The sequence below is a fragment of the Paenibacillus dendritiformis genome (assembly GCF_015845845.1).
In the GTDB taxonomy this organism is placed as follows: Bacteria; Bacillota; Bacilli; order Paenibacillales; family Paenibacillaceae; genus Paenibacillus_B; species Paenibacillus_B dendritiformis_C.
Window position 1 is genome coordinate 86,976 of the sequence record NZ_LDIG01000274.1, and the last position, 12,126, is coordinate 99,101.

Annotated in this window: 9 protein-coding genes; all 9 read left to right on the forward strand. The window is 55.9% G+C overall.

The features are described from left to right. Nucleotides 1–17: 17 nt before the first annotated feature. The 9 genes from ABD76_RS27140 (at nt 18) to allD (ending at nt 12,117) form a co-directional block, all read left to right on the forward strand. Nucleotides 18–803: an SDR family oxidoreductase gene (locus tag ABD76_RS27140; protein WP_197260022.1), complete on the forward strand. Its 786-nt coding sequence runs from the start codon at nt 18–20 to the stop codon at nt 801–803. Between the two features lie 190 nt (nt 804–993). Further along, the gene (locus ABD76_RS27145) at nt 994–2,160 is read left to right on the forward strand and encodes a sugar diacid recognition domain-containing protein (RefSeq protein ID WP_197260023.1); all 1,167 of its coding nucleotides are present in this window, start codon (nt 994–996) and stop codon (nt 2,158–2,160) included. A 145-nt stretch (nt 2,161–2,305) separates the two neighbouring features. Next, nucleotides 2,306–3,574: a GntP family permease gene (locus ABD76_RS27150; protein WP_197260024.1), complete on the forward strand. Its 1,269-nt coding sequence runs from the start codon at nt 2,306–2,308 to the stop codon at nt 3,572–3,574. A 63-nt stretch (nt 3,575–3,637) separates the two neighbouring features. Next, nucleotides 3,638–4,783, forward strand: a complete 1,146-nt coding sequence (locus tag ABD76_RS27155; RefSeq protein WP_197260025.1) for a glycerate kinase — start codon at nt 3,638–3,640, stop codon at nt 4,781–4,783. Between the two features lie 229 nt (nt 4,784–5,012). Further along, on the forward strand, nt 5,013–6,683 hold the full coding sequence (locus ABD76_RS27160) for a PucR family transcriptional regulator (protein ID WP_206765822.1): 1,671 nt from the start codon (nt 5,013–5,015) through the stop codon (nt 6,681–6,683). A 927-nt stretch (nt 6,684–7,610) separates the two neighbouring features. Next, entirely contained in the window at nt 7,611–8,843 is a 1,233-nt protein-coding gene (gene allC, locus ABD76_RS27165) for an allantoate deiminase (RefSeq protein ID WP_197260026.1), read from the forward strand. A 64-nt stretch (nt 8,844–8,907) separates the two neighbouring features. Beyond that, complete coding sequence (locus ABD76_RS27170; protein ID WP_197260027.1) at nt 8,908–10,146, forward strand: MFS transporter; 1,239 nt, start codon at nt 8,908–8,910, stop codon at nt 10,144–10,146. A gap of 24 nt (nt 10,147–10,170) precedes the next feature. Beyond that, entirely contained in the window at nt 10,171–10,935 is a 765-nt protein-coding gene (gene allE, locus ABD76_RS27175) for a (S)-ureidoglycine aminohydrolase (RefSeq protein WP_197260028.1), read from the forward strand. A 132-nt stretch (nt 10,936–11,067) separates the two neighbouring features. Beyond that, nucleotides 11,068–12,117: an ureidoglycolate dehydrogenase gene (allD, locus tag ABD76_RS27180; RefSeq protein ID WP_197260029.1), complete on the forward strand. Its 1,050-nt coding sequence runs from the start codon at nt 11,068–11,070 to the stop codon at nt 12,115–12,117. The last annotated feature ends 9 nt before the right edge of the window (nt 12,118–12,126 follow it).

Here is a 12,126-nt window from a genome sequence, read left to right on the forward strand (position 1 = left end):
GCCGGGAGGAGGAGATGATGTTGGAACAGGAGCGCAGGATTGCGCTGATTACCGGCAGTGCCAAAGGGCTGGGGAAGATGGCCGCGCTCGCCTTGGCCGAAGCCGGACATGACATTGTGCTGAATTATATGCACAGCGAACGCGAGGCAACCGAGCTTCAACGCCGGATAGCTTCCATGGGCGTTCGCTGCTTGCTCGTGCAAGCCGACATTTCGAAGACGGAAGATGTCAAGCGGCTCGTCCATACGATGAAGGAACGAATAGGCATGGCGGACATCGTCGTCAACAATGCCGGACCCTTCGTCCGGGAACGCCGCCTGTTCGCTGACTATACCGAAGAGGAAATACTGTTCCTGCTGAACGGCAACCTGACCGGCGTCATGCTGCTCGATCATATGCTGCTTCCCTCCATGCGCCGGCGCGGGTGGGGACGAATCATCCATTACGGATTCGGCCATGCGGGAGAAGCGCGTTCTTGGCCGCACCGCGCCGTATACGCCGCAGCCAAGGTCGGGCTCGTCTCTTTTACGAAGACGCTGGCCGTGGAGGAGGCTCCGTACGGCATTACGGTCAATATGATCTGCCCCGGAGATATTCGCGGCGACAATAAGGAGCGGCGCATCGACGAGGTGCAGGGCGTGCCGGATGAAGAGACGCCTCGCGGCCGTCCGGGCACGGGCGAGGATGTGACCCGGGTCATCCGCTTTTTGTGCGAGGAGCAATCGGATTTCTTCACTGGCAACATCATGAATGTGTCCGGCGGGCTCGACCCGATACGGGCCAATATCGGCAAGCTTACGTAAGCCGGAGGAACGATTTCCTCGGGAATGCGGGTTTTAAAAGTTTATTTTTTGAACAACCTCTAGTAAGGGTGTATATTGCGTTATGCTGGAGCTTAATGCCCCTGTCCTGACAAGAGCGCGGTGCGCTGCGCTTTTCAGCCGGATGGAGGGCGTTTTTCATATCGCGTGAAATGAACAGGTGGTAGACAAGATGAGCAGACTGACCAAAGAATTGGCGCAGGAAATCGTGAGGCGAACGATGCAAGTCATTCACTATAACGTGAACGTCATGGACGAACGAGGGCGGATTATCGGGTCCGGAGACCGTTCGCGCTTATACCAGAAGCATGAGGGAGCGCTCATCGCGATTGAGCGGAAGGGGCGCTTCGAGATAGACGAGGAGAGCGCGCGCAAGCTGCAAGGGGTGCTGCCCGGAACGAATCTGGCGATTCAATTCCAGGGCGAAGTCGTGGGCGTCATCGGCATTACCGGCGATCCGAACGAGGTGACCAAGTACGGCGAGCTGGTGAAAATGACGGCGGAAATGTATCTGGAGCAAGCCGATCTGCTGGAAAAAGCCCAATGGGACAAGCGGATGAAGGAGGATTTCCTGCTGTCCGTCATTCACGCGGACGGCAAGGATAACGACATGCTGCGGCTCCAGGCGGAACGGATCGGCTTCAATCCGGACCGGGCGCGGGTCGCATGCATTATGGAGCTGACCGGAACAGAGAGCGCGGATGCGCTGCCTACGCTCAAGCGGGTGGTGGAACTGTTGGAGGGGCGGCCCGCCATCGATCTGATCGCCATCCGGAATACGCGCCAAATCGTACTGTTCAAGCCGCATCTGCATCCGCGGGAGCCCGGGGCCGATATATGCGAAGGCATCGGCCGCATCCGCCGGCTGCTGGAGGAGAAGCGGATTGCGCCGCTCCGCATCGCCGTCGGCAAGGCGTATTCCGGTATCGGCGGCTTAATCGCGTCCTACCGCTCCGCGCAGGATACGATGCGGGCGGGCCAGGCGATTTTCCCGGAGCAGACGGTATATTACAGCGAAGACATGCCGAACGAGACAGCCGCTGCCAATGTCAAGCCATCATGGATAGGGGAGGAGCTGCGGCGGCTATGGCGGCGGTTCGCGCAGGAGGATAAGAGCGGGGAGCTGCAGCAGACGCTGCAGGCGTATTATGAGGAGAACGGCGAGCAGCAGCGCATCGCGGAGCGATTGGCGATTCACCGCAATACGCTCCGTTACCGCCTGCAGCGTATCCATGAAGCGACCGGCAAGGACCCGAAGCATTTTCGCGATTTATATACGCTGATGACGGCCCGTTGGTTAAGCGCCCTGGGGGACAAGGAGAACGAGAGCGGCGTGTAAGCGGGCCGGCGCCTATTGTGCATTTGAACAAAAAACATGCTGAGGAAAGCGCTGTATTTCATTTCGATGCACGATGAAGCGCTTTCACATTACAGGTACACTAATCGTACAAGGATTTGATATAACACCTTAGGGGGAGTACACTATGGACGTATCTGTAACTGTGCTCGGTGCTTTGACGGCATTGGTCGTAGCCATTGTGTTAATATTGCGCAAAGTTCCTCCGGCGTACGGCATGATGATTGGCGCGCTCGCCGGCGGGATTGTGGGCGGGATCGGGCTGGTCGATTCCGTGAATCTGATGATGGATGGCGCCAAGGGCATGATACCGGCCGTGCTGCGCATCCTGGCGGCCGGCGTGCTGGCCGGCGTCCTGATTGAGTCGGGCGGAGCCAAGACGATCGCGGAGACGCTGGTTCGCAAGGTCGGCGAGACGCGCGCCTTGTTCGCGCTGGCGTTTGCGACGATGGTGCTGACCGCGGTCGGCGTCTTCATCGATGTCGCCGTCATCACGGTGGCGCCGATTGCGCTCGCGATTGCGCAGCGCGCCGGCTTGTCCCGCATGGCGATACTGCTTGCCATGATCGGCGGCGGCAAGGCCGGCAACATTATGTCGCCGAATCCGAACGCCATCTCGGCGGCGGAAGCATTCAACATTCCGCTGACATCGATGATGATGGCGGGCATTATCCCGGCTTTGTTCGGGCTTATTGTCACCTATATCATCGCGAAGCGGCTGACGAAGAAGGGCACGATGATTGCCGCTGAAGAAAGCGTTGACAATGGCGAGCAGCAGCTTCCAAGCTTCCTGGCGGCGATGATGGCGCCGCTCACGGCGATTGTGCTGCTGGCGCTGCGTCCGTTGGCCGGCATCGTCATCGACCCGATTATCGCACTGCCTGCCGGCGGCCTCGTTGGCGCCTTGTCCATGGGACGCATCAAGCATATCAATCAATATGCGATATCGGGCCTCGGCAAAATGACGGGCGTAGCCGTTATGCTGCTCGGCACGGGAACGCTGGCGGGCATTATATCGAACTCGCAATTGAAAAATGTCATCATCGACAGCCTGGCCTCTTCCGGCCTGCCGGCTTACCTGCTTGCCCCGATTAGCGGCGCGTTCATGTCCTTGGCCACCGCCTCGACGACGGCAGGCACGGCGGTCGCAAGCTCGGTGTTCGGCTCGACGATTATGGAGCTTGGCGTCGCTTCCCTGGGCGCTGCGGCCATGATTCATGCCGGTGCGACCGTCCTCGACCATATGCCTCACGGCAGCTTCTTCCACGCGACGGGCGGAAGCGTTAACATGGCGATGAAGGAGCGGCTGCGTCTCATTCCGTATGAGACGGTGATCGGCCTTGTCCTGGCCATCGTCTCGACATTGGTGTTCGGCGTATTCGGCTGGTTCCTGTAACCCGGATTCCACCGGGGAGCAGAGGCCGTTGGTTAAGGTTTGAAGGAGAGGGAGTGGAGAGAAATGAAGGTTGTCATTGCTCCGGATTCATTTAAAGAGAGCTTGTCCGCGCTGGAGGCATGTCATGCGATAGAAAAAGGATGGCGTCATGTCTACCCTGAGGCGGAAATCGTACATGTGCCGATGGCCGACGGCGGCGAAGGCACGGTCCAGTCCTTGGTCGATGCGACGGGCGGGCGTGTGATCCACCGCGAGGTGACAGGGCCGCTCGGCGCGCCCGTGACCGCGTTCTACGGCTTGCTTGGCGACGGGAAGACGGCGGTCATCGAGATGGCGGCCGCCTCGGGACTTGCGCTCGTGCCGCCGGCGCAGCGCAATCCGCTCGCGACGACGACGCGCGGCACCGGCGAACTGATTCAGTCGGCGCTGGACGAAGGCGTCAGCACGATCATTCTCGGGCTCGGCGGCAGCGCCACGAACGACGGCGGCGCCGGCATGGCGCAGGCGCTCGGCGTGCGGCTGCTTGACGCCGATGGCGCGGACATCGGCCATGGCGGCGGACAACTGCATCGCATTGCCCGCATCGATGTGAGCGGAGCCGATCCGCGGCTGAAGAGAGTGGCCTTCGTGGCCGCGTGCGATGTGGATAACCCGCTGACCGGCGAGCGGGGGGCCTCGGCCGTATTCGGCCCTCAGAAAGGCGCCGGGCCGGACGCGGTGCGGCAGCTCGACGGCAATCTCGCCCACTATGCGGCGATGATTAAGGCCTGCTTGGGCCGCGACGTCGCCGGGATTCCCGGCGCAGGCGCGGCAGGTGGGCTCGGCGCGGGCGTGCTCGCCTTTTTGGACGCCGAGCTGAAGCGGGGCGTCGATATCGTCATCGAAGCGACCGGGCTCGCTTCGCATGTGAAGGATGCGGATCTCGTCATTACGGGAGAAGGCCGCATCGACAGCCAGACGATTTACGGCAAGACGCCAATGGGCGTGGCCAACACGGCCAAGCGCTACGGGGTGCCGGTGATCGGCATCGCGGGCTCGCTGGCGGACGGGCATGAAGTGGTGCATGAGCACGGCATTGATATGGTCTTTACGATCGTGCCCGGCGTATGCAGCCTGGACGAGGCGATGCGGCATGCGGCCGCCAATATGGAGCGGACGGCGCGCAATATTGCGAAGACGCTGCAATGCGGCGGCAATCTGACAAAATAAGGCGAATGATAAGGGGCGGACACTTCCTTGCTGGAAGGGACCGCCTCTTTACATGTCGTCACGGTCACAAAATATTCATCTTGCTCATGTCGATAAATGAAGAATTTCATGCTTACATGATATACTGTTAATGTAGAAGCAAGGAAATACGATATTGGCCTTTCTTTGCTCGACGAATCTACCTCTATACCGAGAGGAGGCGGACACCATAGAATTCAGGGTCAAGGATTTGTTACAGATCGACACATTGAAGCAAGCGTTCGTCGTCAGCGGCAAGCAGGGTCTGAACAACCTTGTTCGCGGAGTGACAATCATTGAAGCGCCCGATATCGCCGAGTGGATCAACGGGGGAGAATTGCTGCTGACCAGTCTGTACCCGCTGCAATCTTTCAATTATAGCGAGCAGCAGATCTTCATGGCGCAGCTGTCTGATAAAAAAGTAAGCGCTCTCGTTATCAAAACGGGACGATTCGTTCATGATATTCCATCAGGCATTATTGAAGCATCAGAGACGCTTCATCTGCCAATCATCCAGATTCCGAAGCAAGTTCCTTATCGTGAAATTATGTATCCGGTGATGGAATTACTCTTTAACAATCAAGTGGTAAAGCTCAAGTATTTTAAAGAAGTCCATGACCGATTTATCGCGCTTACGCTTGCCAACAAAGGTGCGGAAAATATTATCATGTCCTTGAAAAAACTGATTGGCAACCCGGTTACCTTATATGACCGGAACTTTTATCCGATATCGGCGACCGACCCGGATCTGGTGCAGTTTGAGGTGCTGGATCACGAGGAAGTGGATGGCGCCCGCATCGATACGGAATTTGCTTGTTACCGGCAGCGCGTGCTATATCCGGAATGGGGGAACCGGACGTGCGAGCATCTTGTCGTTCCGGTAGAAACCGTAAATCATATCAAGATACATCTCGTTATCCATGAGACGCGCAAATCCGTGGAAGCGCTTGATTTCATTGCAATTGAAAACGCAGCAACCTCTTTATCGCTCGATCTCGTCAAGCAATATGCCGTAGCCGAAGTGGAGATGAAATTCAAAGACGACTTAATCGATGATTTGCTGAACGCCAAGATCGAATCGCTGCAGAGTGTGTACCAGAGGGCCAACTTGATTGGCTGGGATTTGAACAAGACCTATGTTGTCGTGCTGTTCCGTCTTCAGGCTAGGGATGGGGACGACGAGAAGGAACTGGATCTGTACAGCCTTCATCATCCGTATCAGCGCTTGCTGTATGATATGATTCAGCGGCAGCTGCCGGAAGGCACCATCCGGATCCGTAACGATCAGCTCGTTGTACTGTGGGGAATCGATACTCCTCCTGCGGATAAAACAGCCTCCTTGCGCATGATCAAGGCCGCAGCGAGGAACATCCAGCACACATTTTGCAAACGGATTCAGAGCATCGATTTGCAGGTTGGGATCGGGAACGCGGCCCACTCGATTTCCGAACTGCCTCGCAGTTATAAGGAAGCCCAAGATGCATTACAGCTGGGGACATTGATAAATGGCAATTCCGCGATTTCCGCTTTTGCGGATTTGGGCATATACCGCTTGCTCTGCCAAATCGAAGATGCGGAAGAGCTGGCGAAGTTCATTCCGCTTTCGTTAAAAAAATTGCTCGCCTACAAACAGCCGAACCGGGATGATTTACTCAAAACGCTGCAGACGTTTTTGGAACATCATCAAAATGCCGCCAAAACAGCCGAGGAGCTGTACGTCCACTATAAGACCGTGACCTACCGGATAGAACGGATCAAGGAGATTACCGGCATGGATATGGATGACCCGGATGAGATGCTGTCGGTCCAAGTCGGATTGAAAATTCTCGTCTTGCTCAACGATCATCCGGTCGCAGCGCATCCAGAGCTTGTGGGCGTGTAAGCAAGACAGCATACCGCCGCCCGCCGCCTTCCGCACTAAGACTCCGCATTAGGAGAGCAGTGAGCTCTCTTATAGCGGAGTTTTTGGCGTCTCGACAAATCGAACCTCATATATGTGCGCAATTCCTTATTAGCAAACTCCCCATCGGTCAGGAAGAGTAGGTGAATGTAGGCTCTTATAAACAATCTCCCATCGAGTCAGGAAGGCGAAGATGTGCGCAGTTCCTTATTCAAGATCCCAAGGTCTCAGAATGCATCTGCGTGCTCTCTTTTATTTGCAAGCTCCACAGCAAGCAGAGATACGTCTTGCACGTATGATTTGGGTAATATGGTTCAATTTTATCCTTGCCTTCAGCATTGATAGCAGGGTTAGTTATTGCCCAGTGGGATCCAAACATTAGCCTTGCAGGGCGGACCTGACTCAATGGGAGAGTGGTGCAAAGAACGGAAACGGAGAGCGAACCTGACTCAATGGGAGAGTGGTGCAAAGAACCGAAACGGAGGGCGGACCTGACTCAATGGGAGAGTGGTGCAAAGAGCAGACACCGAAGGCAAATGTGGCCCAAGGGGAGACGCAAGAGAAAATTACAAAAGCTGGGTGGATGGGAAACCACCTGTGAATTCTGTAACCGATTGGCGGCTTTTCACCTGCAGGAAAGCTGCTTTTTTATTGCTTTTATCCGAAGTGGATAAAAAGGAGGGGCGTTTTTTATCGACATGCTTCGATGTTATTCGTTTTTGAAGCGTTTACAATCAAGGTGCAAGCAAAAATCGACCTTATTTATGCGAGTTCAAAAGGTCACACCTGCAGGGATTTTATGTTGATCAGTGGGCGGTTTGAACAGCTAAGGTTGCGCCACGGATAAGCGGCACGCCGTTTATCCCGCTTGGATAATGCGCACATCTTACAGAAAGGACAGATATGGTCATGGATAATATCCAAACGGAAACGGTTCGTCTTGTCGAATGGCTGAGCCAGTTCGGTGAAGACCCGGCTGGAGGCGTCTCGCGCCTGCTATATTCCGAAGCGTGGACGGCTGCGCAAAAAGCATTGGACCAGTACATGCAAGCAGAAGGCTTCACCACGTATTACGATGAGGTCGGCAACTTGTTCGGGCGGTTGGAAGGAAGCCAGTACCCGGATGAAACGATTATGAGCGGATCTCATGTGGATACGGTAGTGAACGGCGGCAAGTATGACGGGCAATATGGCATTCTCGCCGCGTTGTTGGCGATGAAGACTTTGAAGGAAAAGTACGGACAGCCGCTGCGCACGTTGGAAGTGGTCTCGTTCGCGGAAGAAGAAGGCAGCCGCTTCCCGTATACGTTCTGGGGCAGCAAAAATATCGTGGGAGTCGCCAAAAAGGAGGATGTGCAGGATATTGCCGACTTCAAAGGCGTGCGCTTCACGGAAGCGATGGAGCAAGCGGGCTTCGGGTTCCGTCAGGAACCTGCGAAGCCGCGGACCGATATTCAAGCGTTTGTGGAGCTGCATATTGAGCAGGGCAGCGTCCTGGAACGCGAAGGCCTGTCCGTCGGCGTCGTTCACAGCATCGTCGGCCAACGGCGCTTCACCGTCGAGATCGCGGGAGAGGCGAACCACGCCGGCACGACGCCGATGGGTTACCGCAAGGATGCGGTTCACGCGGCAGGCCGGATGATTCAGCAAATTCTGGACCTGGCGCAAGAGCATGGCGATCCGCTGGTGACGACCGTCGGCAAGATCGAGGTCAAGCCGAATGTGGTCAATGTCGTGCCGGGCAAGGCCTTGTTCACGCTCGATATCCGCCATACGGACAAAGCGGAGCTGATCCGGTTCACCGATGAGGTGACGGAGCTGATGCAGCGCACCGCCGCAGCCATCGGCGTGGAATTGAAGATAGATATGTGGATGGACGAGGATCCGGTTCCGATGGATCAACGGATTCTCGACGTACTGGAGCGGCAGTGCCGGTCGCATAATATTCCGTTCAAGCTGATGCACAGCGGAGCGGGTCACGATTCTCAGATTATGGCGAAATTTGTGCCTACGGCCATGCTGTTCGTTCCAAGCCGCAACGGAATTAGCCACAATCCGGCAGAATATACGAGTCCGGAGCATCTGGCAGACGGGGTTCGCGCTTTGACCTACGCGCTGCATGAGTTGGCGTATCAAGCATGATAGGCATTGAAGACAGGACAAGCAGGCAGGCACAATTCGATCTGCGCTGAGGAGAGTGAGAGTTATGAGGGACGTCAGCCAACAGGGCAAGTGGGAGTATTGGAAAAAAGTCATCGTCATGCTTTGTCTCGGATGGACGGTCATTTGGATCTACCGCACCATCTTGAATCCGATTCTTCCCGAGATTCAACAAGATTTAAATGTAACGTCAGATGCAAGCATGGGCCTCATCTTCAGTGTATTTTTCTTCGCCTATACGATGATGCAAATTCCGTCGGGATTGCTGGCGGATAGGTTCGGGCGGAAGACGATCATCATTCCGGGATTTATTTTGTTCACCTTGGGGGCAGTTCTTGTCGGGTTCTCGACCTCACTCATGTTCATCCTGGTCGCGAGCTTCATTACCGGGTTGGGGCAAGGCACTTATTACGGTCCGGCCTATTCCATCTCGTCGGAGACGATACCGAAGGAGAAGCGGGGCATCTCCACGGCGATCATTAACAGCGGTTCCGCCATCGGGATGGCCATCGGTCTTATTGGCTCGAGCTTCCTGGTAAAGGATGCCGGCTGGAATTGGCGGGTGCTGCTCTTTATTACGGCAGGTTTGGCCTTCAGCTTAATGCTGGTTTTTGCCAAAAATATCAAGAAGAACACGCCGCAGTCGAAAACGGCTGTGGAGACCGCGGGCGCCGAGAACCAAGACAAGGCGACATTTAAACGGCTGTTGGCCAATCCGAAGATGGTCGCCTCCTATGTGCTCTATTTTGCGACCTGCTATGGATATTACATGATCGTGACCTGGCTGCCGTCGTATTTGCAGGATGAACGGGGCTTCGAAGGGACCGCGATCGGCTTCGCTGCCGCTCTGGTTGCGTTCAGCGCAGTGCCCGGCGCGTTGCTGTTCAGCCGGATGTCGGACAAGTTCATGCATAAGAAGGTTACGTTTATCATCATTTTGGAGCTGCTGGCTGCGGTGATGCTGTACTTGACCGTCTCGGTACAGACGACCACGTTGCTTATCGTCTGCCTTATCTTGTACGGCTTCCTCGGCAAGCTGGCCGTCGAGCCGATCTTAATCTCGTATGTGGCGGATATCGCGCCGAAGCAAGGGGTCGGGTCTACGTTCGGAATTTTCAACTTTTTCGGCATGATGTCATCGGTCGTAGCTCCGTTCGTTACCGGTCTGATTTCCGACGCGACGGGCAGTAAAGTATTGGGCTTCTATCTGGCGACGATCATTATCGTGGTCGGGTCTGCCGTGATGCTGATAGCTAATATGAAGAAGACGCCACAGACGACTTAATTGAGAAGAAGGAGAGTGTGCAATATGGGTTATCCAAAAGACTTGTTGTCTAGCCGATCCTTTATCAAGCGCGGCAATTTTGCCTTGATACCGCCGGAGGGGCTGGTCAAAAATACCGTTCCTGGCTTCGAGCAATGCGATATTTCGATTCTGGCATCGCCGCGGCTTGGCGCCAAATTCGTCGATTATGTCGTGACGATGCACGAGGGCGGGAAGAATGTCCGGGGCTTCGGGGAAGCCGGCGTGGAAACGTTCGTGTACTGCATGGAAGGACGGGTGAAGGCTTCGGCGGACGATCAATCGTTCTCGCTGCGGGAAGGCGGCTACCTGTATTGCCCGCCGGGCGTGAAGCTGTACTTGGAGAACGAGCAGGCAGAGGATACGCGCTTGTTCCTGTACAAGCAGAAATATGCGCCGCTCGAGGGAAGCTCTCTTCCATGGGTCGTGTCGGGGAATGTGCACGAGCTGGAAGCGGTGGATTACGACGATATGGCAAACGTCAAGCTGAAGGATTTGCTGCCGACCGACCTGGCCTTCGATATGAATTTTCATATTTTGTCGTTCGAGCCAGGCGGATGCCATCCATTCGTAGAGACGCATTACCAGGAGCATGGGGCCATTATGCTGTCCGGCGAAGGCGTCTACAATCTGGACAATGAATGGATTCCGATCAAAAAAGGAGACTACCTCTATATGGGGCCATACGTTCCGCAAGCGACCTATGCAGTGGGCAGAGAGCCATTCGCCTACTTGTATTCCAAGGATTGCAACCGGGACGCCACCCTGTAGGATAAGCAGGGCTACCGCAACCTCCCAATGGGAGATGCGGGGCTGTCAGACACCGCCTTCCCTGCTGCGGGTTGGAGCTTGCTCCGCCCGGCAGCAAGAGGAAGGCGGAATACTTGCCAGAGAGGGATGGACATGAGAGTAAGCAAACAGAAATTGCATGAGCTGATCCGGACAAAATTGTCCCGGGCCGGACTATCGGCCGCGCATGCGGATGTGGTGGCGGAAGTGCTCGTTCATGCCGATGTCCGCGGGGTTCACTCGCATGGCGCCATGCGGGTCGAATATTATGCGGAGCGGATTGCCAAAGGCGGAACGAACGTAAACCCGCGCTTCGACTTCAAGAAGACGGGGCCATGCTCCGCCGTGTTCGACGGGGATAACGGAGCGGGGCATGTCGCGGCCAAGCTGGCGATGGCAGAGGCCGTCAATATCGCGAAGGAGCATGGCGTCGCCGTCGTCGGGGTACGGCGAATCGGACATAGCGGCTCCCTGTCCTATTATGTGCAGCAAGCGGCTCGGGAAGGGCTGATCGGCATTTCGGTATGTCAGTCCGATCCGATGGTCGTGCCTTTTGGCGGGGCCGAGCCTTACTATGGCACGAACCCGATTGCTTTCGCTGCGCCTGGGGAAGGGAATGCGCTCATGACCTTCGATATGGCAACGACCGTTCAGGCTTGGGGGAAAATTTTGCATGCCCGTTCCAAGCATGAGTCGATTCCGGAGACGTGGGCCGTCGATGAACGTGGCGTGCCGACGACCGACCCGTTCCAGGTGAACGCGCTGCTTCCGATTGCCGGACCGAAAGGGTACGGCTTGATGATGATGGTCGATGTGCTGTCGGGCATTTTGCTCGGACTGCCGTTCGGGAACCGGGTCAGCTCCATGTATCATGACTTGACCGAGGGCCGGAACCTGGGCCAGCTTCACATCGTGATCGATCCGTCCTTCTTTACCGATTTGGAGACGTTCCGGCGCAATATTTCGAAGACGATGAGCGATCTGAACGGCATCAAGCCGGCCCCTGGCTTCGAGAAGGTGCTGTATCCGGGCCAGAATTATGACCTGATTGAACAGGAGAATGAAGCGAACGGCATCGAGATTGTGGATGAGATCTATGACTATCTCGTATCCGATGTCATTCATAACAATGCGTACGACCATAAAGATCCGTTTGCGAAGTGACTTTTCCGC

Coding starts and splice junctions, on each gene's coding strand:
- ABD76_RS27150 (WP_197260024.1), top strand. CDS start 2,306: ATGGACGTATCTGTAACTGTGCTCGGTGCTTTGACGGCATTGGTCGTA.
- ABD76_RS27170 (WP_197260027.1), top strand. CDS start 8,908: ATGAGGGACGTCAGCCAACAGGGCAAGTGGGAGTATTGGAAAAAAGTC.
- allC (WP_197260026.1), top strand. CDS start 7,611: ATGGATAATATCCAAACGGAAACGGTTCGTCTTGTCGAATGGCTGAGC.
- ABD76_RS27145 (WP_197260023.1), top strand. CDS start 994: ATGAGCAGACTGACCAAAGAATTGGCGCAGGAAATCGTGAGGCGAACG.
- allD (WP_197260029.1), top strand. CDS start 11,068: ATGAGAGTAAGCAAACAGAAATTGCATGAGCTGATCCGGACAAAATTG.
- allE (WP_197260028.1), top strand. CDS start 10,171: ATGGGTTATCCAAAAGACTTGTTGTCTAGCCGATCCTTTATCAAGCGC.
- ABD76_RS27155 (WP_197260025.1), top strand. CDS start 3,638: ATGAAGGTTGTCATTGCTCCGGATTCATTTAAAGAGAGCTTGTCCGCG.
- ABD76_RS27140 (WP_197260022.1), top strand. CDS start 18: ATGTTGGAACAGGAGCGCAGGATTGCGCTGATTACCGGCAGTGCCAAA.